This window comes from Streptosporangium amethystogenes subsp. fukuiense (genome assembly GCF_042665875.1).
GTDB lineage: Bacteria > Actinomycetota > Actinomycetes > Streptosporangiales > Streptosporangiaceae > Streptosporangium > Streptosporangium fukuiense.
Map to the genome: position 1 here is coordinate 778307 of NZ_JBHTEE010000001.1, position 23697 is coordinate 802003.

The window sequence follows — 23697 nt, forward strand, 5'->3', positions numbered from 1 at the left end:
TTTACGTATGGAGATCCAGGCCGGTGTGGGCCGCGAGGAAGGTGAGCATGTCGGCGGCCAGGGCGACCGCGCGGCCGGTCGCGCGGGAGCCGTGGCCGACGCCTTCCTCGTGGCGGAGCAGGATCGGCCGCGAGCCCGAGGTCGCCCACTGCAGTGCCGCGCACATCTTGCGCGCGTGCAGGGGATCGACCCGGGAGTCGCCGCCGAAGGTGGTCAGCAGCGTCGCCGGGTAGTCGACGCCCTCGGCGACGCGGTGGTAGGGGGAGTAGGACAGCAGCCAGGCCAGTTGCTCGGGGTCGTCGGCCGAGCCGTACTCCGAACGCCAGGCCGGGCCGAGCCCCGAGCGTTCGTAGCGGACCATGTCGAGCAGCGGTGCCGAGCAGACCGCGGCGGCGAACAGGTCGGGGCGCTGGGTCAGCGCGGCGCCGACCAGCAGCCCGCCGTTGGACTCGCCGCAGGCACCCAGTTGCGCGGGAGTGGTCCAGCCGCCGGAGACGAGCGCCTCGGCCGCCGCCGCGAAGTCGTCGAAGACGTTCTGCTTGCGCTCCAGCATGCCGTCCCGGTGCCAGGCGGCGCCCTCCTCGCCGCCGCCGCGCAGCTGGGCGAGGGCGAACACCCCGCCGGCCTCGACCCAGGGCAGGATGTAGCTGGAGTACGACGGGGTGAGCGAGAGCCCGAAGCCTCCGTAGCCGTACAGGATCGTGGGCCGGGGTCCTGAGCCGGGCCGCGCCAGTACGACCATCCGCACCGGGGTGCCGTCCGCCGAGGCGAAGACCACCTGCCGGGCCTCCAGCTCCGGCACCCGCACCGCGCCGGGCGCGGCGCCCCACAGCGAGGTCCGCCCGGTACGGGTGTCGTAGCGGTGCACACTCGGCGGGGTGACGCTGTCGGTGTAGGTGAACCAGACCTCGTGGCCGCCCTCGGGACGGGTGGTCATCGCGCCGGCCGAGCCGAGCCCCGGCAGCGGCACCAGGCCGCGCCGCTTCCCGGTCGCCAGGTCGTGGACGCTGATCTCGCCGATCGCGTGCCGGGTCCAGCCGACGAGCAGCGCCTGCCCGGCGATCGCGAACTCGCCGATCACCGCCTCCGGGTCCTCGCCGACCAACTCGATCCAGTGCTCGGTGCCGGGGCGCGCCGGGTCGGCCACGCAGAGCCGTCCCCGTGGCGCGTCCAGGGTGGTGAGCAGGTACAGGCGCCCGTCGCGGCCGACCGCGGGCACCGTCACCGCCCCCGCCGCCCGCTGGACGACCCGCAGGTCGGGGCGTTCGGGGGAGGAGGCGGACAGGTCGGCCAGCCAGAGGTCGTTGCCGTCGTCCGCCGCCGCGGAGACGGTCAGCCAGCGCCCGTTGTAGCTGATCCCCAGCCCGTAGGAGCGGTCCTCGCCCATGACCACAGCGTCGTCCTCGGCCGGGGTGCCGAGCCGGTGCAGGCGGACCCGGCGGGCGCGGACGTAGAAGAACGCCTTCCCGTCGGGCAGCCACGCCACCGGGGAGTACCGGCAGCGGTCGATCGGGCCGTCGACCACCCGCCGGGTGGCGACGTCCATCACCCGCAGCTCCGAGCGCTCGTCGCCGTGCGTGGAGAGCTGGTAGGCCACCAGCCGGCCGTCCGAGTCGGGCTGCCACCGGTCGAGCGTGGTCAGCCCGCTCGGGTCCAGCTCCATCGGGTCGATCAGCGTCTCCTCGGCCCCGTCGGGGCCGATGCGACAGAGGACCGCGTGCTCCTGCTCAGCCGTACGGCGCAGGAAGAACCGGCTCCCGCCGCGCCACATCGGCACGCCGGCCATCCCGGCGCCGGTCAGCGCGGCCACCCGCGCGTGCCACCGGTCATGTCCGGGCAGCGCGGCGGCGTGGCCGCGCCACAGCTTCTCCTGGGCGGACATCCAGCCCCGCGTCTCGGGGCTGCCGGAGTCTTCCAGCCAGCGGTACGGGTCGGGCACCGGGTGGCCGTGCAGGTGGTCGACGACCGGTTGCCGCTCGGCGGGAGGATAGATCATCGAATCTCCTTCGGCGTGCACACCCAGGGCTCTGGCTTCGGGGAGAGTCAAGGCACCAGCTCCTGGCTGCTCGACGGATTCCACTGTCCGGCCAGGTCGGCGTAGAGCGGGGAGGCGGCGAGCATCTCCTCGTGCGTGCCCAGCCGGACGCTGGTGCCGTCCATCACGAGGATCCGCCGGGCCCGCAGGGCGGAGGTCAGCCGGTGGGCGATGACGAGGAGCGTGCCGCCCCGGCGGGCGAACGCCTCCTCCGCGCGGGCCTCGGCCGCCGGGTCCAGATGACAGGTCGCCTCGTCGAGGATCACCATCCGGGCCGGGGCCAGGTAGGCGCGGGCCAGGGCGACCAGCTGCTGCTCGGCGGGCGAGAGCAGGCCGGAGTCGATCTCGGCGGAGTAGCCGCCCAGCCGCGCCACCAGGTTCGTCAGGCCGACCTCGTCCACGGCCTCGTCTACCGCCTCCTTCGGAGCGCCGGACAGATAGGTCAGGTTCTCCAGCAGGGAGCCGCGGAAGACGTACGCCTGCTGGGGGATGAGCACCCGGTCGGCGGGGTCGAGGCGGTCGGCGGGCACGCCGCCCACCATGACCTGGCCGGAGCCCGGCAGCAGCACGCCGGTCAGCAGCGCGGCGAGGGTGGACTTGCCGATGCCGCTCGGCCCGACCACGGCGATGTGGTCCCCCTCGGGGACCGACAGGTCGAGGCGGTCGATCACCGGTTCGGCGTGCGGGCCGTAGGCGAACGTCACGCCGCGCAGCTCGGCCCCGCCGCTCTCGGCCGCGAGCCGCCCGCGCGCCCGTACGGGCGGGTCGCCGTCGCGCAGTAGCCGGTCGAGTGCCACCCGGAGCCGGACGCCGTTGATCCCCAGCCCCTCCACGAGGTTGCCGAGTGCGGGCGCCAGCGACTGGGTGACGTAGGCCAGCGCGCCCAGGATCACCCCGGCGCCCGCGCCCTCGCGGAGCAGCCAGGGGGTCCCGGCCAGCACCAGCAGCACCGGCAGCCAGCCGCCCACCGCCAGCGACGCGGTGCGCAGCGCGGTCACCCGCGCCAGCGACCTGGCCGCGCGGGCCTGCTCGGTCACCCGGAGGCCGACGTCACCCGCGACCCGCTCCTCGGCGCGGCAGGCGGTGATGTCGCGCAGCCCGCCCACCATGTCGGCCAGTGCTCCGGCGGTACGTTCGTCGGCCAGGATGAAGTCCCGCTGCCGCCTGGCCAGGGCGCGCAGTGACAGGGAGAAGAGGACGAGGCCCGCGCAGAACGGCGGCAGCACCAGCGCGAGCACCCCGGGGACGAGGGTCGCCATCCCGAGCACCACGCTCACCACGGTGAACGCGAACGACCTGACCACGGTGATGACCGAGGCGAAGGCGTCGCGGGCCAGCTCGACCTGGAGGTTGGCGCGGGCCACCGCTCCCGCCCCCGGTCCCTGTCCGGAGGTGGCCGAGTGGCGCAGCGCGTCGTCGACGACATGCGCGAGCAGTTCCTCGCGGAACGGTTCCACGATCGCGGCGACGGCCAGCACCACCTGACGCGCGCCGACGGCGGCCAGCAGCCAGGCACCGCCGAGCAGGGCCAGCCAGGCGAACCCGGTCGCGGGGCGCCCCGCGCCGAAGCCGTCGTCGATCGCCCGCGCGATGGCCAGGCCGATGACCAGCGCGGGCGCGGCCTCCGCCACGGACCAGCCCGCGAGCCTGACCAGCTGGTACGGGTCCCTGGTGAGCGCCCGCCGGATGGGCCGGTTCACCGGGCGCCCACCCGGAAGACGGCGCCGTCCCGGAGCCGGTGCGGGCCGGTGGCGGTCATGAGGCACCCGCCTGGAAGACGGCGCGGTAGGCCGGGTCGGCCCAGAGGGCACGGTGGCTGCCGCAGGCGCGTACCCTGCCGTCGTCCAGCCAGATCACCCGGTCGGCGGCCGCGGCGGTCGCCACCCGGTGGGTCACGATCAGGCGGGTGCGGTCGCGCAGCTCCCCGGACAGCGTCCGGGCGACCTGGCGCTCGGTGACGGTGTCCAGGCTTGAGGTGGCGTCGTCCAGGATGAGCAGGCGCCGCCCCTGCGCGAAGGCGCGGGCCAAGCCGAGCCTTTGCCGCTCACCGCCGGACATGGGTGCCTCCTGCAGTGGTGTGTCGTATCCGAGCGGGAGGCGCCGGACGAAGGTGTCGGCGCGGGCCGCCCGCGCGGCGGCCCGGACGACCTCCCTGTTCGCGCCTGGCCGTTCGGCCTGGCCTTCCCCGGTGCGGCGGCGGCCGCGGCGGCCGGTGCCGGGGGTGCGAGCGGAGGTGTCGACGCCCAGGGCGATCGCGGCGGCGACGGTGTCGCCGAGCAGGACCGGGCGCTCGAAGGCGTACCCGACGGCCCGGCGGAGCGCCTCGCGGGAGAGTTCCGGCAGCGGCACGCCGTCGAGGTGGACCGTGCCGTGGCGCGGGTCCACCAGCCGTCCGGCGACCGCGGCGAGCAGTGACTTGCCGGCGCCCGAGCGGCCGACCACGGCCACCGCCTGCCCGCCGGGGATGACGAGGTCCACCTCGCGCAGGCCGCCCGCGTCCACGCCGCGCAGTTCCAGCCTGCCGGGGCCCGGCGGCAGCGGCCGTGTGCCGTAGGCCCGGGGGCTCTCGGCGACCAGCTCGTCCACCCTGGCGGCGGCGGCCCGCGCCCGGGCCAGGCGGCCGATGTAGCCAAGTGCCGAGCCGAGGCCGGCGCCGAGCACGACGTAGCGGGCGGCGGCGTACAACTCGCCGGCCGTGAGGTCTCCGGCGGCCAGTCGCAGCCCGCCCACCCCGAGCACCGCGACCTCCAGCAGCGGGACCACGGCGCCGGCCTGCACACCGGCCCGCGCGTTGGCCCGCCACATGGCCATGGCGTGCCTGCGCAGCAGGGGCAGCGCGGTCAGCACCCGTGCCCGCTCCCGATCGGCGGTACCGGCCGCGGCGATCGTACGGGCCCCGGCGAGCGCGTCGACGAGACGGGCGGCGATGTCGCCCTGCGCCGCCTGGTAGTCACCCGCGATCGCGGTGCTCACGGTGAGGAAGGCCCGCAGGACGAGCGCGATGAGGACGAGCCCGACGACCAGCGTCGCGGTCAGCGGGGGATCGATGAGGGTGAGGGCCACGATGCCGCCCGCGGTGGGGATGACCAGCGCCGCCCCGGTGACGAGCGACTCGGGGGCGTGTCCGATCTCCTCGGTGTTCAGGCCCATCCGGGTGACCAGGTCCCCTTCGGGGAACCGGCGGGTGATCGTCGGCCCGATGCCGAGGACGCCGCGCACCACCCGTTCCCTGAGCCAGGCCGAGGAACGTGCGCCGCTCGATCCCGAGGCCCAGACGCCGAGGGTGTCGCAGGCCACGGTCAGGATGACCACGCCCGCGCAGGCGCCGAGCCAGGTCGCCGCGCCCGTGCCGTCGGCCACGAGTTCGTCGACGGTCCTGCCCAGCACCAGGGGGAGCGCGAGCTGAGCGAACGCGCCCAGCACGGAGGTGACCGCGAGGACGGCCAGCCAGGGTCCGCCACGCCGTACGGTCTCGGTCACCAGCCGGTCGGCTGCCCGCACGGTCCCTCCTTCCTGGAACGGGTGTGCCCGGGGCGGCCGCCGTCGCTGGCCGTCCCGGGCACGGGGTCTCACTAGTGGCAGAGCAGCAGGCTCAGGTTGCTGGGCCGGCCGGACTCGCAACCCAGGACGGTGAGGGTGCTGCCACCGCCGCCGCCGTGGCCGCCGCCGGGGGTCTCCAGGGACTGCAGGTCGAGAAGGACCATGGGAATGGCTCCGTTTCTGGGTTGTCTGGGTTTTCGTGGAACGGGAGGACTAGTGGCAGAGCAGCAGGCTCAGGTTGCTGGGCCGGCCGGACTCGCAACCCAGGACGGTGAGGGTGCTGCCACCGCCGCCGCCGTGGCCGCCGCCGGGGGTCTCCAGGGACTGCAGGTCGAGAAGGACCATGGGAATGGCTCCGTTTCTGGGTTGTCTGGGTTTTCGTGGAACGGGAGGACTAGTGGCAGAGCAGCAGGCTCAGGTTGCTGGGCCGGCCGGACTCGCAACCGAGGACGGTGAGGGTGCTGCCACCGCCGCCGCCGTGGCCGCCGCCGGGGGTCTCCAGGGACTGCAGGTCGAGAAGAACCATGTCGTTACACCTCCTTCGAGGGGTCGTAGGTGCCAAACCGTCCGGCGGGTCCGTGCGCGGACGCCCAGGCAGGGGCGTTCGTGCCGCCGGGCGGCTCGATGAAGGGGAGGAACGCCGGCCGGTCGTGCAGCACGGCGCTCATCGCGAACAGGACTCCGGCCGTGCCGGTCGCGAAGTCCATGGAGAGCCTGAGCAGCTGGTCGCCGGGAAAGGCCAGCCCGCCGCCGTGGGGCAGCGCGTGCCAGCCGAGCCCGCGCAGCTGCGCGGCCAGGTCTGGGTGGTCGGTATGGAGGGTCTCGGGTCCCAGGCCCCAGCCGAGGGCGGCGAGCACGCCGCTCCTGCCGGTGAACAGGCCGGACTGCACGAAGTACCGTCCTCGGGTGACGAGCCGGCAGCCGTCGAGCGCGGTACGTAGGTCCGCGTCGTCGCGGTGGGCCAGGTAGCGGGCGAGCACCACGCCGATGCCCACGGACCCCTCGTCCAGGTAGGGCAGCGTGCGCCAGCCCTGGTCGACCTGGAGGGTTCCGTCCTCACCGGTGATGCAGCGCCGCAGGTCCTGCCGGAGCGCCGCGGCCGCCCGGTCGAGCAGCGACGTGTCGCCGGTGCGCTCGTAGGCGTGCAGGAAGAGAAGGGCGGGCCCGGAGGAGCCGTACATCAGCCCGGCGCGGGGATGGCTGCCGCCGCTGGTCTTCGGCACGTCGTCGGGCCCGCCCAGCCTGTCGGAGCAGATGTCGACGATCCGCAGGGCAAGGTCGGTGAAGGCCCGTTCGCCGGCGGTGGCGCCCAGATGGAGAAGGTTCAGGCCCATGCCCGCCAGGCCACCGAACAGCCCCAGCTCCAGCGCCTCCCACTTTTCGCGCAGGCACAGGTCGACGGTGTCGATCGCGTCCTGGCGGTGCCCGAGCAGGTCGAGGACGTAGGCCACGCCGTGCAGTCCGTCGTAGAAACCGACACCTGTTCCCGGAGCGGGGGCCAGCGCCCTGCGGCGCAGCCAGTCCTCGTGGGCCGGGAGGCGCTCGGCCCCGGTCACCGCCAGCGTGTAGAGCACGCCCGCGGCGCCGTACGCGAGGTTGACGCCCCCGCCGGGCTGGAACTGGGCGACGTCACCGGGGAACAGCCGGTCGTCGCGCTCGGGAGTGGCACTCGCCAGGATGGCCCGGGTCATCGCCTCCCTGAGCTCGGGCCAGCCGTCGTGACCCGGCCTCGGGAACGGTGTGACCGCCGCCGGAGCGGGGCCCGCGACGGTCAGGACCGCCTCGTCGATCACCTCGGGCGGCACGGGAAAGGTCTCGGTGATGAGCCTGGCCAGGTCGGCCACCTTGGCGCGGTCGAGCGGCAGCATGATCGTGAGCTGGGGGGCGAACAGGCCGAGGCAGAGGCAGGCGAGGGCGTAGCGGTCGACGTCCGTGCCCTGCCGGTCGGCCGGCGCGCCGAACGCCGGATGGGCGAGTGCCGCGCGGCCGCGATCGGTGCTGAAGGTCGCCACCTCGTAGTCGATCAGCACCAGGCGGCCGTCCTCGGTCACCAGGATGTTGTTCGGGTGCAGGTCGCCGAAGACCACTCCGCGTCCGTGCAGGGACTCGATCGCCCGCCGCACCTTGGGAAGCGTGTCGAGCACCCAGGCGGTGTACTCGGTGAGGGCCGTCTCGTCGCAGGTGGCCCTGGTCAGCGGGTATCTCTGGACGAGCTGCCGCTGGAGCGGGTTGCCGTCGACGAACTCCTCGACCAGGAAACGGTGCTCTCCCAGGGTGAAGTAGTCGATCAGTGCGGGTACCGCGTCCAGCCCGGACAGGTGCTCCAGCATGTCGCGCTCGTGTGCCAGCCGTGCCACGGCGTCCCGGCCGGCGGCGTCGAGACCGGCGTGCGGGCGGGCCTCCTTCAGCACGACCCGCTCCCCGGTGCGCAGGTCCTCGCCGAGGTAGACGCCGCCGCCGTTGGAGAACTGTATGACGCTCTCGATCCGGTACGGCAGGTTCTCGGTGGTGACCGCGTTGCGGGCGGCCAGGTGGGGTTCGAGGAAGGCGGGCAGCGCCACCCAGGACGGCACGCCGAAGGAGGGCTCGCGCACGTCGGGGACCAGCCGCCCCTCGCCGTCCTCCACGGCCGGCACCAGCTCGCCGTTGCCGGCCAGGCAGCGCCGCCCGGCGAACCCGCCGTACCGCACGAAGAGCGGGCCCTCGCCGTAGCGGAGGTCGCTGAGGATGTACGGCCCCTCGACACCCGCGAGCAGCTCGTCGAGCTCCTTCAGGGTGAGCTCCAGCTGTGCCTCGTCCACCGGGTAGATCGTCACGAGCTTGCCGCTGGCGCCGCGGGGGGCGGCCTTGGAGTTCAGCATGGTCATGACCGGCAGGCTGCGCAGGAACTTGAACGCGATGCCGCGGGGGACGCAGTAGTCCCAGACCGTCTCCATGGCGCGCTCGGCGTCCTCGGTGCGGGCCGAGACGTGGATCTTCCAGCCCTGGGCGGGGATGCGGCCGGCGAGCGGCGCGTAGTGCATCCAGGTGTCGGTCGCCTGGTGCTGCCAGCCGTCCGGGACCTCCCGGGCCGCGAGCGCGAAATCGGGGTGGTCGCTCCGTCGGCCGTCAAGCGTGTCATAAAAAAGCGGGTCCGCCAGGCAATAAAGCTCATACTGGTCATCCACGGCATTCTCCCCTGCTGTCTTCCAGAAGAGAGAATTACGGATAACCCGAGAAACCACTAGTTACAAGCTGAACCACTCGTATATGCGAAACGCACAGTGTCGACCGTGCATGCGGGTGCTACCTGCGCTTTCGGGAGAGACATGAAGGTTATTCGGAATAATTGCCGGGAACCTCGGCTATCAGGGTGAACCACCCGTCCGCACCGCCCGCCACCTGTACCGTGCCGCCCAGCTCGCCCAGGCGGTGGCGGAGGTTGCCCACCCCGCTGCCGGTGTCGCCGCGGGGGGAGGGCGCCTCCCGCCGGGGTGCCCCGTCGTTGACGACGGTCAGGCGTAGCAGGCCGCCGTGCTCGACCAGTTCGATCGCGCACCGCTTCACCTGGCTGTGCCGCAGCATGTTCGTCACGCCCTCGCGAACCACGGCGCCCAGCGCCGTGCTCACGGGCTCGGGCAGCTCGTCGGTGTCCACCCGAACCGAGCAGTAGGCCCCGAATCCCTCCATCAGCGCTCTGGCGCGGGCGGCCTCGCCGGGGAACGAAAGCCGGTGGCGGGCCGCGGAGACGTTCCGTACCGCGTGCGCGGCCTGCCGTACCGCCTGGAGCACCTCTTCCAGATCCTCGCGCAGGCGCGCGTCGCCGGCGGCCCGCCGATGGGCCAGTTCCCCCTTGACGGACGCCAGCCAGAGCCAGTGCCCCACGATGTCGTGCATGTCGCGGGCGAACCCCTCGTAGGCCCTGGCGAGGACGCGCTCCCGCTCGACGCGCAGGCGTCTGATCCGCAGGGTGAGGGCGAGCGTGACGCCCAGAGAGATCAGCAGGATGCCCGCCCCGGCCGTTCCGACGAGGTAGGCGGGGTGCGGCATGAAGCGCCTCTCGCTGAGGGAACGATATCCCTTCTAATAAACTCAAAAAAGTTGTTAAGTGTCAACCGAGAAGGGTGGTTGCTGCTTTCTTCCGAGAGGGAAACAATGGTGATGAATGGGCTGAGAATACGGTGACATAAACCGGGTGACAGGGGGTCCGGCCGCTGGTCGGAGCTTTTTGGTGCGCGTCGTGCAGCATGGCGAAATCACCCGGACCGACCTGGGGAAGGGCGTGGCGTCGGGAGGCGTGCTCACCAGGAGAGCTTGAACGCCGGAGGCAGCAGCAAATAGGCCCCGGCCACCAGGCAGGCGCCCGCGACCACCAGGAAGAGGAACACCCAGAACCCGCCGGGCAGAAAGGTCAGCCGGGCGAGCTGATCGGCGTCGGAGTCGGGCGCCCGGCCGTAACGCCGCTTGCGCTGCAACTCCACGATCGGCCGCACGCCTCCCAGCAGCAGGAACCACACGGCCAGATAGGCGAGGGCCGCGTCCATGTCGGGTTCGGCGTACCAGGTGAAGGCGGAGATCGCGCCCCCGGTCGCCAGCAGGCTCACCACGCCGAACAGGTTGCGGATCAGCAGCAGCATGCAGAACAGCAGCACGATCACTATTGCGATCAGCACCTCCACGTAGCCGGAGGAGGTCAGCCACGCCCCGCCCAGCCCCAGCAGGGACGGCGCGACGTATCCGGCGGCGGCGGTCAGGATCATGCCGGGTCCGCGGGGCCTGCCCCTGGTCAGGGTGACACCGGAGGTGTCGGAGTGCAGGCGGATGCCCTCCAGCTTGCGCCGGGTGAGCAGTGCCATCAGCGCGTGTCCGCCCTCGTGGGCGATGGTGATCAGCCCTCGCGACAGCTGCCACGAGGTGGACCACGACACCACGCCCAGTGCGGCCAGCGCGGACAGCAGCACGACCCAGAGGGGCGGCCCGGAACGGGCCGTGGTCAGGGTCACCCAGAGGTCGGACAACGCTCACTTCTCCTTCGCGGCATGAGAGCAAAGCGTCCCACGACTGCCGGTGTGCTGGCGATAAAGTCGAGGTCGTGCAGAACATGATTCCGGAACTCGCGGACGCCGACGTCCCCGCCTGGTGGCGTGGGCTTGGTCTGCCCGGCCTGGCGGACGTGCACGTCCACTTCCTGCCCGAGCGCATGGAGCGCCGGGTCTGGCACCACTTCGAGCATGGCGGCCCGCTGATGGGGAAAGGGTGGCGGATCCACTACCGGCTGCCCGCCGAGGCGCGGGTCGATCGGCTGCGGGCGCTCGGGGTGCGGGCCTTCTCCGCCCTCGCCTACGCGCACCGGCCGGGCATGGCCGAGAGCCTCAACGAATGGACGCTCGACTTCGCCCGCCGTACGGCGGAATGTCTGCCCTCGGCCACCTTCTACCCCGAACCTGGAGTCCTTGGCTATGTCCGGGACGCGCTCGGCCGTGGGGCGCGGATCTTCAAGGTCCACCTCCAGGTCGGCGACTTCGACCCCAGGAGTGAGGAGATCGACGAGGTGTGGGGGCTGCTGGCCGAGCGGGGCGTTCCCGTCGTGGTCCACGCCAGCTCGATCCCGCTGCCCGGCCGCTGCACGGGGCCGGTGCCGGTCGGCGGGGTGCTGGCGCGCCATCCCACCCTGCCGCTGGTCGTGGCGCACCTCGGCATGCCGGAGTACGACGAGTTCTTCGAGCTGGCCGAGACCTTCCCGAACGTGCGGCTCGACACCACGATGACCTTCACCGACTTCGCCGAACGCGGCGCGCCGTTCCCCGCGCGCCTCCGGCCGCGCCTGCGTGACCTCGGGCTGGCCGGCAAGGTCCTGCTCGGCAGTGACTTTCCCAACATCCCCCACCCCTACGCCCACCAGCTCCACGCACTGGACAGGCTCGACCTGGGCGACGACTGGCTCCGTGCGGTGTGTTGGAACAACGCGGACAATCTCCTTGACCTTTCGGCGCACTACACTCGGTCAGCAGGACATTGATGATCGGGAGAGACTCGTGAACGACCGAAACGCCGAGCTCATCAAGACGTTCTATGGCGCCTTCGCACGCCGTGACGCCGACGAGATGGAGCGCTGTTACCACCCCGACGTCACGTTCGGCGATCCCGTCTTCCAGGATCTCGAAGGACGCGACAGGGTCATGGGGATGTGGCGGATGCTGCTCGGCCGCAGTGCCGACCTCGGGGTGAAGGTCCGCGACATCGCCGTCCGCCGGCACGAGGGCACCGCGCACTGGACCGCCAGTTACACCTTCGGAAAGACGGGCAGGAGGGTCGTCAATGAAATCGACGCCCTCTTCCGTTTCGAGGACGGACTCATCGTTCGCCACCACGACGACTTCGATCTGCGGCGCTGGTCCAAGATGGCCATGGGCATGCCGACCGGGATCATCCTCGGCTGGACCCCGATGCTCAGGGCCAAGATCCGCAACACCGCGATGCAGTCGCTGCAAGAGTTCATGACCACCCGATAAGGAGACATGTGTGACCGACCGGCGAGTGCGGGGCCTGCGAAGCCTGATGCGTGGGCGTTCCGGCGCCGGTGGGGAGTCCCCCGAGCGTTCGATGGACCCCAGATCCGCCGGTGACGGGCTGCCGGTCCCACCCCGCTCGCGCGTCATCGACAACGCGATCTACGTCAACGGGCACCGCGCCGCCACCCCCGAGTCTCTTCCCGACGCCTTCGAGTGCCTGAAGAACACCCCGGGCAGCATGGCCTGGATCGGCTTCTACCGGCCGGAGGAGAGCGTCATCCTCGACGTCGCCGAGAAGTTCGACCTGCACGAGCTGGCGGTCGAGGACGCCATCGTCGCTCACCAGCGGCCCAAGGCCGACCGCTACGGCGACACCCTGTTCGTGGTGCTCCGCCCCGCCAGGTATCTCGACGAGGCCGAGGAGGTCGACTTCGGCGAACTGCACGTCTTCGTCGGCCAGAACTTCGTGATCACTGTACGGCACAGCGAGACCCCCGACCTGTCGCAGGTCCGCCGCAGGATGCAGCACGACCCCGACCTGCTCGGCCAGGGGCCGCAGGCGGTGCTCTACGCCATCCTCGACGCGGTGGTGGACGGCTACGCCCCCGTGGTCGCCGGTCTGCAGAACGACATCGACGAGATCGAGGTGCAGGTCTTCGGTAACGAACCCGGGGTCTCCCGGCGCATCTACGAGCTGTCGCGCGAGGTGATCGAGTTCCAGCGGGCCACCCAGCCGCTGCTGGGCATGATCGAGGGTTTCATCGCGGGGGCCGCCAAGTACGGGGTGGACGAGGAACTGCAGAGATACCTGCGGGACGTGGCCGACCACGCGATCACCGTCGCGGAGCGGGTCAGCGGCTTCCGCCAGATGCTCCATGACATCCTCGTGGTCAACTCGACCATGGTCGCCCAGGCCCAGAACGAGCACATGACCAGGCTCACCGAGGCGAGCAACGCCCAGAACGAGGAGGTCAAGAAGATCTCCGCCTGGGCCGCCATCCTGTTCGCCCCCACCCTCGTCGGCACCATCTACGGAATGAACTTCGACGTGATGCCCGAGATCCACTGGACGTGGGGCTACCCCTTCGCGGTCCTGCTCATGGCGGGCGTCTGTCTCACCCTGTATCTGGTGTTCAAACGCCGAGACTGGCTCTGAGCCCGGGCACCTCCCGGGAGGTGCCCGGGCTCATCCGCATCGTCAGCCGAGCTTGGCCAGGATCAGGTCCAGCTTGCCTTCCATCGAGTCCATCCGGCCTTCCATGGAGTCCATCCGGCCCTCCATGGCCCCCATCCGGGCATCCATCTTGGTCTCCAGGTTGTTCACCTTGGTGTCGAGGCTGTCGACCTTGGTCTCCAGGCTGTTCACCTTGGTCTCCAGGCCGTCGACCTTGGTGTCGAGGCCGTCGACCTTGGTGTCGAGGCTGTCGACCTTGGCGGAGAGCGCGGAGAGGTCCTCCTTGGTGGCCATCCTGTTCATGATCTCTTCGAACATCGGCGCGGTGTAGGTCATGACCTCCTCGCGGACGATCTTAGGGAGATCATTCAGGGTCTCCTTGATGTACGCCAGGTCTGCGCTCGTCTTGAAGGCATGGGCCTCCAACTCCGTCAGGCGCTGACCTGTGTTTCCAATCGCGACTCCGGGCATGGTACCTCCTGCTCAGGGGGAAACGGAGGGCTGTCCGGCTTCGGGTCGGAGCCACGGTCCGTAACAGCGCGCATCCAATTGAACACGTACGGATGACATGGTGGAGGCGGGTTCCGGGATTTCGGTCCGGCGGAATCAGCTGAGCAGTTTGCGGGCGGCGGCCTCGATCTCGGCCTCGGAGAGCAGCACGTGCCTGGCCGCCTCGCCCAGCGGGATGAAGCTGTCGGAGGAGGTCACCCGGGCGATCCTGCCGGTGAAACCCGCGTCGATCAGCTCGGTGACGATGCTCTCCGAGACCCCGCCGGTACGGCGGGTCTCGTCGGCGATGAGCACCCTCCCGGTCAGTTCGGCGGCCCGCATCAGATCCTCCACCGGCAGGGGGGAGAGCCAGCGCAGGTCGAGCACCCGGCAGCTGTGCCCCTCGGCGGTGAGCCTGACCGCGGCGCGCAGGCTCATCCGCAGGCCGTTGCCGAAGGTCACGATCGTCAGGTCGCGGCCGTCGCCGTAACTGCGGGCGCGCCCGATCGGGATGTGCGTCTCCGCCCAGCGGGCCGGGGGCGCGTACGGGGAGAGCCAGCCGTTGTCGCCCTCCTCGAACATGTCGCGGGTGCCGTACAGCGCGATGGGCTCAAGGAAGACACAGACGCTGCCGTCGGTACGCGCGGCGGCCAGGCAGGTGCGCAGCATCGAGGCGGCGTCGTCGGGACGCGCGGGGGAGGCCACGACCAGGCCGGGGATGTCGCGCAGCGCGGCGACGGAGTTGTCGTTGTGGAAGTGGCCGCCGAAGCCCTTCTGGTAGGCGTAGGAGGCGACGCGCAGCACCATCGGGTTGCGGAAGGCACCTCGGGAGAAGAACTGGAGCGTCGCGGCCTCGCCGCGGATCTGGTCCAGGGCGTTGTGCAGGTAGGCCAGGTACTGGATCTCGGGCACCGGCAGCAGGCCGGAGACCCCCGAGCCGAGTGCCAGGCCGAGCACCGCCTGCTCGTCGAGGTGGGTGTCGAAGACCCGGCCGAGACCGAAACGTTTCTGCAGGCCGCGGGTGACGCCGTAGACGCCGCCCTTGCGCGCCACGTCCTCGCCGAAGACCAGCACGTCGGGGTGGGCGGCCAGGGCGTCGGTGAGGGTGCGGTTGATGGCCTGGGAGAGGGTCAGCGGCCCCTCCTGCTCGGGGAGCCTGCCGCCGAAGGCCCTCGCCCTGGCCTCGGGAACCGCGACGTTCCTGCTGGCCGAGGCGACGGCGGTGGGGGTGCGCGGGGCCAGCGGTTCGACGATGTCGAGGGCGGAGACCAGCCGGGGCCGCCGTGAGCTCTCCATGGCCATCTTGAACAGGTGCTCGCGCGTCGTCTCATAGCGGAGCAGCAGCTCGTCGGGGGTGATCAGACCGGCCTCGACGAGCAGTCTGGCGGTCGCGACGAGCGGATCGCGCGCGAGGTCGGCGTCGATCTCCCGTTTGGTCCGGTAGGAGAGCTCCACGTCCGAGCCCGCGTGGCCCATCAGCCGGACGGTGCCGACGCGCAGCAGGGCCGGTGCGCGGTTCGAACGGACGTGGTCGGCGGCGGCCAGTGCCACGTCGTGGACGTCGGCCAGGTCGCAGCCGTCGGCCTCGAAGTACCGCAACAGCGGGTGGTGGGCGGCCTTGACCCAGCCCTCGGGGGTGCGCACGCTGATGCCCAGGCCGTTGTCCTCGCAGACGAACAGGATCGGCAGCGCCAGTTTCCGGTAGGAGCCGTAGGCGGCGGTGTTGAGTCCCGACAGGGCGCTGGCGTGGTTCGTCGAGGCGTCGCCGAAGCTGCACATCGCGATCGCGTCGGCCGGCCACGGCCCCGGCAGGCCGAACTGGCGGGTGCGCTCGATGGCGAAGGCCACACCCACCGCGCGCGGCAGGTGGCTGGCGATCGTGGAGGTCTGCGGGATCACCGCCAGGTCGGGATGGCCGAAGACCTTGTGCCGCCCGCCGGCCATCGGTTCCTCGGCCGAGGCGGTCAGGCCGAGCAGCACGTCGCGCATCCCCTCCTCGGGCAGCCGTCCCGCCATCGCCGACCGGGTCAGGTAGAAGGCGCCGGACCGGTAGTGCGGGAGGGCGGGGTCGGTGACGCGCAGCGCGGCGGCGATCGCGGCGTTGCCCTCGTGTCCGGCCGAGCCGATGGTGTAGAAGCCCTGCCCCTGCTCGCGAAGCCAGCGGGCGGTGACGTCCAGCAGCCTGCTGCCCAGCTGGAACTCGAACAGCTCGCGGCAGCGGGCCCCGGTCAGGGTCGTGCCCTCCCGTACGGGAAGGCCGGGATCGCGCGGCGCCCCGGGAGAGAGGGCGGCCACGGTCTCGGTGAAGTGGGTCTCAACAGTGTCGCGCGCCACAGCCCGATTATGTCCTCCCCGGCGGGCGCCGTCCTCAACCTTGACATCTTTGGTGCGGCGGGGTCATGGATCGGCCTCATTCAACAATTTTCCATGACAGGTTGTCAGAATTTACCGCTGATTATCGGAAACAATGGGCAAGGGGGTGCCTTTGCCGGTGCGAGCCGGAAAACGAGGCAAGACTTGTGAATGGTCGCCTTACCGAGCGTGCGGATCAGTGAAGTATGGAAGGAGTGACGCGGGAGGGGAGCCGCAATGCTGGTACAGGACGACGAGCGGCCGGTGGTGGTCGGATACGACGACTCCGTGGAGAGCCGGCGGGCACTGCGCTGGGCCCTTGAGGAGGCCCGCCTCAGGTTCCTTCCGTTGCTGATCTGTCACGCCTGGCAGTGGCCCTACCCGATGCTCTCCGTCACCCATGAGACCACCGCGGTCATCCGGCGCATGGGTTCGCACATCCTGGAGAGGGGGCTGGCCCTGGCGCACGATCTGGCCCCCAGGGCACAGGTGCGCGGCCAGCTGGTGGAGGGGTCGCCGGGGGCGGCCCTGGTGGGCGTGTCGAACACGGCCGAGCTGGTCGTGATCGGCCCGCGCGGCTCCGGTGGTTTCGACGAGCTGAAGATCGGCTCGACGACGGTCCAGGTCGCCTCGCACGCCCGCTGCCCGGTGGCCGTCGTCAGGCAGCCGGGCCACCTCCGCACCGACCGCGTCGCGATCGCCGTGGAGGACGCGCATCTGGAGTCGGCGGAGCTCGGTCTGGCCTTCGAGGAGGCGACGCTGCGCAGGGCGACGCTGCTGGTGATCTGCCTCTGCCCCGAGGACACCGACGACATCCGGCCGGTGGCGGTCCGCTTCAACACCAACGTCGCGCTGTGGGAGGAGAGGTATGCGCAGCTGGAGGTGGAGACCATGATCGAGACGAGATCCCACGTCGAGGTGCTCCGTCAGGCGGCCGACCGCTCGGACCTGATGGTGGTGGCCGACCGGGAGAACGACGACCCGCCGGGCCTCGCCATCGGCCCGGCCTGCCAGATGCTGCTGCGCGAGGCGCCGTGCACGGTCATGGTGTACCCCTCGCAGGCGTGGCTCACCTCCCCGCGCAAGGGTGCTCACATCATGAGTTAATGGTCGCTAACCTTGGGGGGCGGCCAGCGCCGCGCGGGCCATGCCGCGCAGCAGTTCGGCCATCGCTGCGGGCGGCAGTTCCCCGGCGCTGTGCGGGGTGGAGTTGAGCAGCCCGAAGACGGCGTGGGTCGCGGCGCGCAGTTCGGCCTGGGAGCGGCCCGGGTAGAGCTCGCTCAGCACGGTGACCCACTCCTCGACGTACAGTCTCTGCAGCCTGCGGATCCGTCGCCGGGCGGGCTCCGGTACGTTGTCCAGCTCCCTGTCGTGCACCGTGATCAGCGCCGGGTGGTTCAGCGCGAATTCGATCTGGCAGCCGAGCAGGGCGTTCAGGGCCTGCTCGGCGCCGGCCGCCTCGGTCACGCGGCGGGTGCCCGAGGCGTGCAGGCGCTCGCTGACGTCCAGCAGCATCTCGGAGAGCAGGGCCTCCTTGCCGCTGAAATGCCGGTAGAGGGCCGGGCCCGAGGTGCCGACCGCGCCGCCGATGTCCTCGATCGAGACACCGTGGAAGCCGCGCGCCGCGAACAGTTTCGCCGCGGCGTCCAGGATCTCGGCGCGCCGCGAACCGCGATTGCGGGTAGCGGGCTGGGCAGTCATCACCTTCCGTATGGTAGACGGTAACGTTAATAATGACTAACATCTGCGGTGAGTTAGTGATCGTTAACCCAGCGGCGACGGAGCCGGACAGGAGGGCCCGCATGAGTGGCTGGCCGGTGCTGCGAAGCACCTGCGACCCGGGTGGCGAGGGTTTCAAGCGCAACGCCGAGGTCAACGAGCGGCTGGTCGCCGACCTCGGGGAACGCGTCGCGGCCGCGAGGCTGGGAGGTCCGGAGAAGTCACGCGCCAGGCACGTCTCCCGGGGCAAGCTGCTGCCCCGCGACCGCGTCGACTCCCTCCTCGACCCCGGCTCGCGCTTCCTGGAGCTCTCCCAGCTGGCCGCGGGAGGGATGTACGGGGACGAGGCGCCCGCCGCCGGGATCATCACCGGGGTGGGCCGCGTCTCCGGCCGCGAGTGCGTGATCGTCGCCAACGACGCCACCGTCAAGGGCGGCACCTACTACCCGATCACCGTCAAGAAACACTTGCGGGCCCAGGAGGTCGCCCTCCACAACAACCTGCCCTGTGTCTACCTCGTCGACTCCGGGGGCGCGTTCCTGCCCAAGCAGGACGAGGTCTTCCCGGACCGCGAGCACTTCGGCCGGATCTTCTACAACCAGGCCACCATGTCGGCGCGCGGCATCCCGCAGATCGCCGCGGTCCTCGGCTCCTGCACGGCGGGCGGCGCCTACGTCCCGGCGATGAGCGACGAGGCGGTGATCGTCCGCAACCAGGGCACGATCTTCCTCGGTGGCCCGCCGCTGGTGAAGGCGGCCACCGGTGAGGAGGTCAGCGCCGAGGACCTGGGCGGCGGCGACCTGCACGCCCGGGTCAGTGGCGTCACCGACCACCTGGCCGACGACGACCGCCACGCGCTGAGGATCGTCCGGGACATCGTCTCCACCCTCGCGCCGCGCACGCCCTCCCCGTGGGAGCGCCTGCCGTCGGAGGAGCCGGTCTGCGACCCCCGCGACCTGTACGGCATCGTCCCCGCCGACACCCGCACCCCGTACGACGTGCGTGAGATCATCGCCCGCATCGTCGACGGCAGCAGGTTCGGCGAGTTCAAGGCCGAGTACGGCAGCACGCTCGTCACCGGGTTCGCCCGCATCCACGGCCACCCCGTCGGGATCATCGCCAACAACGGCATCCTGTTCGGCGAGTCGGCGCTCAAGGGCGCCCACTTCATCGAACTGTGCGACCGGCGCAACACCCCGCTGGTCTTCCTGCAGAACATCAGCGGGTTCATGGTCGGCCGGGCCTACGAGGCGGGCGGCATCGCCAAGCACGGCGCGAAGATGGTCACCGCCGTCGCCTGCGCCCGGGTGCCCAAGTTCACCGTGGTCGTCGGCGGCTCGTTCGGGGCCGGCAACTACGCGATGGCCGGGCGCGCCTACTCGCCCCGGTTCCTGTGGATGTGGCCCGGAGCCCGGATCTCGGTGATGGGCGGCGAGCAGGCCGCCAACGTCCTGTCCACGGTCGGCAACGCCGACCCCGACGCCATCCGCGGGCAGTACGAGGAGCAGGGCAACCCCTACTACTCCACGGCCCGCCTCTGGGACGACGGGGTCATCGATCCCCTCGACACCCGAACCGTCCTGGGCCTGGCCCTGTCAGCCTCGGCCAATGCCCCCCTCGACCCTGTCGGCTACGGCGTCTTCCGGATGTGACCGCACCCATGACCCACCCATCAGCACCCCGCCGGATGTTCGACACCGTCCTCGTCGCCAACCGCGGCGAGATCGCCCTGCGGATCACCCGCACGCTCAGCAGGCTGGGCATCCGTTCCGTGGCCGTGCACAGCGACGCCGACGCCGGGGCGCGGCACGTCCGCGAGGCCGATGTCGCGGTACGCCTCGCCGGCGGCTACCTCGACGTCGACGGCATCCTCGCCGCCGCGGCGGCGACCGGAGCCCAGGCCGTGCACCCCGGTTACGGCTTCCTCGCCGAGAACGCCGCCTTCGCCCGGCGCTGTGCCGAGGCCGGGCTCGTCTTCGTCGGCCCGCCGCCGGAGGCCGTCGAGGCCATGGGCGACAAGATCCGTGCCAAGGCCACCGTCTCCGCGGCCGGCGTCCCCGTCGTTCCCGGCGGAGCCGAACCGGGCGACGACCTGGCCGAGGCCGCCGAGCGGATCGGCTTCCCCGCGCTGATCAAGCCCTCGGCGGGCGGCGGGGGCAAGGGCATGGTGCTCGTGCGCTCCGCGGCGGAGCTGCCGGAGGCGCTGGCGTCCGCCCGCCGTACGGCCGCCGCCGCGTTCGGTGACGCGACCCTGCTGATCGAGCGGTTCGTGGAGAACCCCCGGCACATCGAGATCCAGGTGATGGCCGACGCCCACGGCGGCGTCATCCACCTGGGCGAGCGCGAGTGCAGCCTGCAGCGCCGCCACCAGAAGATCGTCGAGGAGGCGCCCTCCCCGCTTCTCGACGCCGCGACCAGGGCCGCGATGGGCGCCGCGGCGGTCGAGGCCGCCAGGTCCGTCGGCTACACCGGCGCCGGCACCGTGGAGTTCATCGTCCAGGGCGCAACCGGCGACTACTACTTCATGGAGATGAACACCCGCCTGCAGGTGGAGCACCCCGTCACCGAGCTGGTCACCGGCCTGGACCTGGTCGAGCTCCAGCTCAGGGTCGCCGCCGGCGAGCCCCTCCCGCTCACCCAGGAGCAGGTGCGGCTCGACGGTCACGCCGTCGAGGCCCGGGTCTACGCGGAAGATCCCTTCCGGGGCTTCCTGCCTACCGGAGGCCGGGTCCTCGCACTGCGCGAGCCGCCCGGCGTGCGGGTCGACTCCGGCCTGCTGGCCGGGGGCGTGGTCGGCAGCGACTACGACCCGATGCTGTCGAAGGTCATCGCCTGGGGACCGGACCGGGTGAGCGCCCTGCGGCGGCTCGACGGGGCGCTCGCGGCCACCGCCGTGCTCGGGGTGCCCACCAACATCTCCTTCCTGCGCGCCCTGGTCGGCCATCCCGCGGTGGTCGCGGGAGACCTCGACACCGGCCTCGTCGAGCGCCACCTCGACGAGCTGGTCTCCCGTGCGGGCGTCCCCGACGACGTGCTGACCGCCGCGGCCCTGGTCCTGCACCGCGAGCACGTCCCCGCGGGACACGCCGACCCGTGGGACGTCCCCGACGGCTGGCGGCTGGGCGAGGCGGCGTGGACCGTCTACCGGCTGGAGAGCCGCGACGGGGTCCACGAGCTCAGGGTGCGCGGCCTGCCCGCCTCCGGCGCCGAGGTCCTGCTCTCCGGCGTCCCCTCCGGTGACGGCGACGGCGCAGGGGCCGGCGCCGAGACGGTACGGGCACTGCTGGCCGACGAGGGCGACGACCTGCTCGTCACCCTGGGCGAGACCGCGAGGCGCTACGCCGTCGCCAGGGACGGCGACACGGTGTGGCTCGGCCGCGACGGCGACGCCTGGGCGTTCACCCACCGGCACCTGGGTGATCCCGGCGACCGGGCGGGCACGGGCGGTCCGGGGGACGGCCTGGTCCGCAGCCCGATGCCGGGCACCGTTCTGCTGGTGAAGGTGGCCGCCGGTGACCGGGTCACCGAGGGGCAGCCGCTGCTCATCGTGGAGGCGATGAAGATGGAGCACACCGTGACCGCGCCGATCGACGGGGTCGTCGCCGAGCTGCGGGTCCGGACGGGCCAGGCGGTCGGCATGGACGCCGTGCTGGCCGTGGTCGGTGGACAGGAGCGGTGATGCACGCCGTACCGGGACGTCGGAGGGGCGAGGGGGCATGATGCGCGAGCCGCAGCGGATCGGGGCGGAGGGACTGCCCGAGCGGGTCACGATCTACGAGGTCGGGCCGCGCGACGGGCTGCAGAACGAGGCGGCGGTGGTCCCCGCCCGGGTCAAGGCCGAGTTCATCGCCCGGCTGGCCGCCGCGGGACACCGGGTGATCGAGGCCACCAGCTTCGTGCACCCCAAGTGGGTGCCGCAGCTCGCCGACGCCTCGGAGTTGCTGACGGCCATGGAGCGGGTCCCCGGTGTGCGCTACCCGGTGCTCGTGCCCAACGAGCGCGGCCTGGACCGCGCGCTCGAACACGGCGTCGAGGAGATCGCGGTCTTCGCGAGCGCCACCGAGACGTTCGCGGGCCGGAACCTCAACCGGACGCTGGAGTCGCAGTTCGACATGTTCGAGCCGGTGGTCGCACGGGCGCTGGCGCACGGGCTGAAGGTCAGGGCGTACGTGTCGATGTGCTTCGGCGACCCCTGGGAGGGCCCGACGCCGATCGCCCAGGTCGTCTCCGTCGGGCGCAGGCTGCTCGACCTGGGCTGCTTCGAGCTGTCGCTCGGTGACACCATCGGGGTCGGCACCGCCGGTCACGTCGCCGCGCTGATCGAGGCCTTCGGCGACCCCTCCCGGCTCGCGGTCCACTTCCACGACACCTACGGCCAGGCGCTGGCCAACACCCTCACCGCGCTGCGGGAGGGGGTGACCGTGGTCGACGCCTCCACCGGAGGCATCGGCGGCTGCCCGTACGCCGAGAGCGCCACCGGCAATCTCGCCACCGAGGACCTGGTCTGGATGCTGCACGGTCTCGGCGTCGAGACCGGCCTTGATCTTCCGTCGCTGGTGGAGACCAGCACCTGGCTGGCCGGCAGGCTCGGCCGCCCCAGCCCGTCGCGGGTCGTCCAGGCCCTGGCCGGGAGCCCGTCCCGCACCCCCGTGGAGAAGGAGTGACCATGCCCAAGCTGACCGACGAGTACGAGGAACTACGCAAGACCGTCGAGGCGTTCGCCCGCGACGTGGTGGCCCCGGTGATCGGCGACCTCTACGAGCGCGAGGAGTTCCCCTACGACATCGTGCGGCAGATGGGCGCGATGGGCCTGTTCGGGCTGCCGATCTCCGAGGAGTACGGCGGTATGGGCGGCGACTACTTCGCGCTCTGCCTGGCCCTGGAGGAACTGGCCAGGGTCGACTCCAGCGTGTCGATCACCGTCGAGGCCGCGGTGTCGCTGGGCGCCATGCCGATCTACCGGTTCGGCACGGCCGAGCAGCGCGCCGAGTGGCTGCCCAGGCTGACGTCGGGCGAGATGCTGGGCGCCTTCGGTCTCACCGAGCCGGGCGGCGGCTCCGACGTGCCGGGCGGCATGCGTACCACGGCGGTGCTGGACGGCGACGAGTGGGTGATCAACGGCACGAAGGCGTTCATCACCAACTCGGGCACCGACATCACCGGCGTCATCGGGGTGGCCGCGATCACCGGTGAGCGGGCCGACGGGAAGAAGGAGATCTCCACGATCCTGGTGCCGGCGGGCACCCCGGGCCTCACCGTCGCCAGGAAGTACTCCAAGGTGGGCTGGAACTGCTCCGACACCCGCGGGCTCTCCTTCGACGACTGCAGGGTCCCGGCGCGGAACCTGCTCGGCGAGCGTGGGCGCGGCTACGCGCAGTTCCTGCAGACCCTCGACGAGGGCCGCATCGCCATCGCCGCCCTCTCCACCGGGCTGGCCCAGGGCTGCGTGGACGAGTCGCTGCGCTACGTCCGCGAGCGCCGGGCGTTCGGCCACCCCATCGGCCACTACCAGGCCATCCAGTTCAAGATCGCTGATATGGAGGTGCGCACCCACACCGCCCGCCTGGCCTACCACCACGCCGCGGAGAAGATGCTCGCGGGGGAGCCGTTCAAGAAGGAGGCGGCCATCGCCAAGCTCGTCGCCGGCGACGCCGCCATGGACAACGCCCGCGACGCCACCCAGATCTTCGGCGGCTACGGGTTCATGAACGAATACCCGGTCGGCCGCTTCTACCGCGACGCCAAGATCCTGGAGATCGGCGAGGGCACCAGCGAGGTCCAGCGCATGCTGATCGCCCGGGAGCTGGGACTCGGCGACCTCTGAGTGCTGGAAGGCGGCGGGCCCGGTCGCGGGTGAGGGGACCGGGCCCGCTTCGACGAAGCCGGACGGGTTGACG

20 protein-coding genes are annotated in these 23697 nt (G+C 71.5%); 8 read left to right on the top strand and 12 right to left on the bottom strand.

Annotation, left to right across the window (positions count from 1 at the left end; all coding sequences use genetic code 11):
* Position 1 precedes the first annotated feature (1 nt).
* The 9 genes from ACFQVD_RS03405 to ACFQVD_RS03445 form a co-directional block, all read right to left on the bottom strand.
* Complete coding sequence (locus ACFQVD_RS03405; protein ID WP_343963526.1) at positions 2-1996, bottom strand: prolyl oligopeptidase family serine peptidase; 1995 nt, start codon at positions 1994-1996, stop codon at positions 2-4.
* Positions 1997-2043: 47 nt separating this feature from the next.
* Positions 2044-3735 (bottom strand): ABC transporter ATP-binding protein, encoded by a 1692-nt coding sequence (locus ACFQVD_RS03410; RefSeq protein WP_343963528.1) that lies wholly within the window; start codon positions 3733-3735, stop codon positions 2044-2046.
* A gap of 55 nt (positions 3736-3790) precedes the next feature.
* Positions 3791-5536, bottom strand: coding sequence for an ABC transporter ATP-binding protein (locus ACFQVD_RS03415; RefSeq protein ID WP_364148021.1), 1746 nt, complete (start codon positions 5534-5536; stop codon positions 3791-3793).
* Positions 5537-5607: 71 nt separating this feature from the next.
* Positions 5608-5739: a SapB/AmfS family lanthipeptide gene (locus ACFQVD_RS03420; protein WP_157594223.1), complete on the bottom strand. Its 132-nt coding sequence runs from the start codon at positions 5737-5739 to the stop codon at positions 5608-5610.
* A 49-nt stretch (positions 5740-5788) separates the two neighbouring features.
* Positions 5789-5920 (bottom strand): SapB/AmfS family lanthipeptide, encoded by a 132-nt coding sequence (locus ACFQVD_RS03425; protein ID WP_157594223.1) that lies wholly within the window; start codon positions 5918-5920, stop codon positions 5789-5791.
* 49 nt (positions 5921-5969) lie between these two features.
* Entirely contained in the window at positions 5970-6101 is a 132-nt protein-coding gene (locus ACFQVD_RS03430) for a SapB/AmfS family lanthipeptide (RefSeq protein ID WP_157594223.1), read from the bottom strand.
* A gap of 4 nt (positions 6102-6105) precedes the next feature.
* Positions 6106-8742 (bottom strand): class III lanthionine synthetase LanKC, encoded by a 2637-nt coding sequence (gene lanKC, locus ACFQVD_RS03435; protein WP_343963187.1) that lies wholly within the window; start codon positions 8740-8742, stop codon positions 6106-6108.
* A gap of 148 nt (positions 8743-8890) precedes the next feature.
* Entirely contained in the window at positions 8891-9604 is a 714-nt protein-coding gene (locus ACFQVD_RS03440; protein WP_343963185.1) for a sensor histidine kinase, read from the bottom strand.
* 251 nt (positions 9605-9855) lie between these two features.
* A complete protein-coding gene (locus ACFQVD_RS03445; protein WP_343963183.1) occupies positions 9856-10572 on the bottom strand; it encodes a M50 family metallopeptidase in 717 nt (238 codons plus the stop codon).
* A gap of 83 nt (positions 10573-10655) precedes the next feature.
* Here ACFQVD_RS03445 and ACFQVD_RS03450 point away from each other — a divergent pair, with 83 nt between their 5' ends.
* From ACFQVD_RS03450 to ACFQVD_RS03460, 3 genes are read left to right on the top strand one after another with little or no spacing between them, the layout of a single operon-like run.
* Positions 10656-11573, top strand: a complete 918-nt coding sequence (locus tag ACFQVD_RS03450; protein WP_343963189.1) for an amidohydrolase family protein — start codon at positions 10656-10658, stop codon at positions 11571-11573.
* 16 nt (positions 11574-11589) lie between these two features.
* On the top strand, positions 11590-12066 hold the full coding sequence (locus tag ACFQVD_RS03455; protein WP_343963182.1) for a nuclear transport factor 2 family protein: 477 nt from the start codon (positions 11590-11592) through the stop codon (positions 12064-12066).
* Between the two features lie 10 nt (positions 12067-12076).
* The gene (locus tag ACFQVD_RS03460; RefSeq protein ID WP_343963181.1) at positions 12077-13222 is read left to right on the top strand and encodes a magnesium and cobalt transport protein CorA; all 1146 of its coding nucleotides are present in this window, start codon (positions 12077-12079) and stop codon (positions 13220-13222) included.
* 42 nt (positions 13223-13264) lie between these two features.
* Here the strand turns inward: ACFQVD_RS03460 and ACFQVD_RS03465 are convergent, their stop codons facing one another.
* Positions 13265-13711 carry a coiled-coil domain-containing protein gene (locus ACFQVD_RS03465; protein WP_343963180.1) on the bottom strand — a complete coding sequence of 149 codons (447 nt, stop codon included), beginning with the start codon at positions 13709-13711 and terminating at the stop codon, positions 13265-13267.
* A gap of 135 nt (positions 13712-13846) precedes the next feature.
* Positions 13847-16063 (bottom strand): thiamine pyrophosphate-dependent enzyme, encoded by a 2217-nt coding sequence (locus ACFQVD_RS03470; RefSeq protein ID WP_343963178.1) that lies wholly within the window; start codon positions 16061-16063, stop codon positions 13847-13849.
* A gap of 255 nt (positions 16064-16318) precedes the next feature.
* Here ACFQVD_RS03470 and ACFQVD_RS03475 point away from each other — a divergent pair, with 255 nt between their 5' ends.
* Positions 16319-17188, top strand: a complete 870-nt coding sequence (locus ACFQVD_RS03475; protein WP_343963177.1) for a universal stress protein — start codon at positions 16319-16321, stop codon at positions 17186-17188.
* Positions 17189-17194: 6 nt separating this feature from the next.
* On the opposite strand, the gene ACFQVD_RS03480 is transcribed toward ACFQVD_RS03475, so the two are convergent.
* Positions 17195-17782: an SACE_7040 family transcriptional regulator gene (locus ACFQVD_RS03480; RefSeq protein WP_343963188.1), complete on the bottom strand. Its 588-nt coding sequence runs from the start codon at positions 17780-17782 to the stop codon at positions 17195-17197.
* A gap of 101 nt (positions 17783-17883) precedes the next feature.
* On the opposite strand from ACFQVD_RS03480, the gene ACFQVD_RS03485 reads away from it, so the two are divergent.
* Genes ACFQVD_RS03485 through ACFQVD_RS03500 form a run of 4 tightly spaced genes read left to right on the top strand, consistent with a single transcriptional unit; the run spans position 17884 to position 23624 of the window.
* Complete coding sequence (locus tag ACFQVD_RS03485) at positions 17884-19452, top strand: carboxyl transferase domain-containing protein (protein ID WP_343963176.1); 1569 nt, start codon at positions 17884-17886, stop codon at positions 19450-19452.
* Positions 19453-19460: 8 nt separating this feature from the next.
* On the top strand, positions 19461-21479 hold the full coding sequence (locus ACFQVD_RS03490; protein WP_343963175.1) for an acetyl/propionyl/methylcrotonyl-CoA carboxylase subunit alpha: 2019 nt from the start codon (positions 19461-19463) through the stop codon (positions 21477-21479).
* Between the two features lie 37 nt (positions 21480-21516).
* The gene (locus tag ACFQVD_RS03495; RefSeq protein WP_343963173.1) at positions 21517-22464 is read left to right on the top strand and encodes a hydroxymethylglutaryl-CoA lyase; all 948 of its coding nucleotides are present in this window, start codon (positions 21517-21519) and stop codon (positions 22462-22464) included.
* Positions 22465-22466: 2 nt separating this feature from the next.
* A complete protein-coding gene (locus ACFQVD_RS03500) occupies positions 22467-23624 on the top strand; it encodes an acyl-CoA dehydrogenase family protein (protein WP_386270503.1) in 1158 nt (385 codons plus the stop codon).
* Positions 23625-23697: the final 73 nt, after the last annotated feature.

Excerpts from the sequence above, each read along its gene's own strand:
- ACFQVD_RS03500 (WP_386270503.1), top strand. The coding sequence starts at position 22,467 with ATGCCCAAGCTGACCGACGAGTACGAGGAACTACGCAAGACCGTCGAG.
- ACFQVD_RS03405 (WP_343963526.1), bottom strand. The coding sequence starts at position 1,996 with ATGATCTATCCTCCCGCCGAGCGGCAACCGGTCGTCGACCACCTGCAC.
- ACFQVD_RS03420 (WP_157594223.1), bottom strand. The coding sequence starts at position 5,739 with ATGGTCCTTCTCGACCTGCAGTCCCTGGAGACCCCCGGCGGCGGCCAC.
- ACFQVD_RS03480 (WP_343963188.1), bottom strand. The coding sequence starts at position 17,782 with ATGACTGCCCAGCCCGCTACCCGCAATCGCGGTTCGCGGCGCGCCGAG.
- ACFQVD_RS03485 (WP_343963176.1), top strand. The coding sequence starts at position 17,884 with ATGAGTGGCTGGCCGGTGCTGCGAAGCACCTGCGACCCGGGTGGCGAG.
- ACFQVD_RS03430 (WP_157594223.1), bottom strand. The coding sequence starts at position 6,101 with ATGGTTCTTCTCGACCTGCAGTCCCTGGAGACCCCCGGCGGCGGCCAC.
- ACFQVD_RS03450 (WP_343963189.1), top strand. The coding sequence starts at position 10,656 with ATGATTCCGGAACTCGCGGACGCCGACGTCCCCGCCTGGTGGCGTGGG.
- ACFQVD_RS03440 (WP_343963185.1), bottom strand. The coding sequence starts at position 9,604 with ATGCCGCACCCCGCCTACCTCGTCGGAACGGCCGGGGCGGGCATCCTG.
- ACFQVD_RS03475 (WP_343963177.1), top strand. The coding sequence starts at position 16,319 with ATGCTGGTACAGGACGACGAGCGGCCGGTGGTGGTCGGATACGACGAC.
- ACFQVD_RS03465 (WP_343963180.1), bottom strand. The coding sequence starts at position 13,711 with ATGCCCGGAGTCGCGATTGGAAACACAGGTCAGCGCCTGACGGAGTTG.
- ACFQVD_RS03490 (WP_343963175.1), top strand. The coding sequence starts at position 19,461 with ATGACCCACCCATCAGCACCCCGCCGGATGTTCGACACCGTCCTCGTC.
- ACFQVD_RS03495 (WP_343963173.1), top strand. The coding sequence starts at position 21,517 with ATGATGCGCGAGCCGCAGCGGATCGGGGCGGAGGGACTGCCCGAGCGG.
- ACFQVD_RS03425 (WP_157594223.1), bottom strand. The coding sequence starts at position 5,920 with ATGGTCCTTCTCGACCTGCAGTCCCTGGAGACCCCCGGCGGCGGCCAC.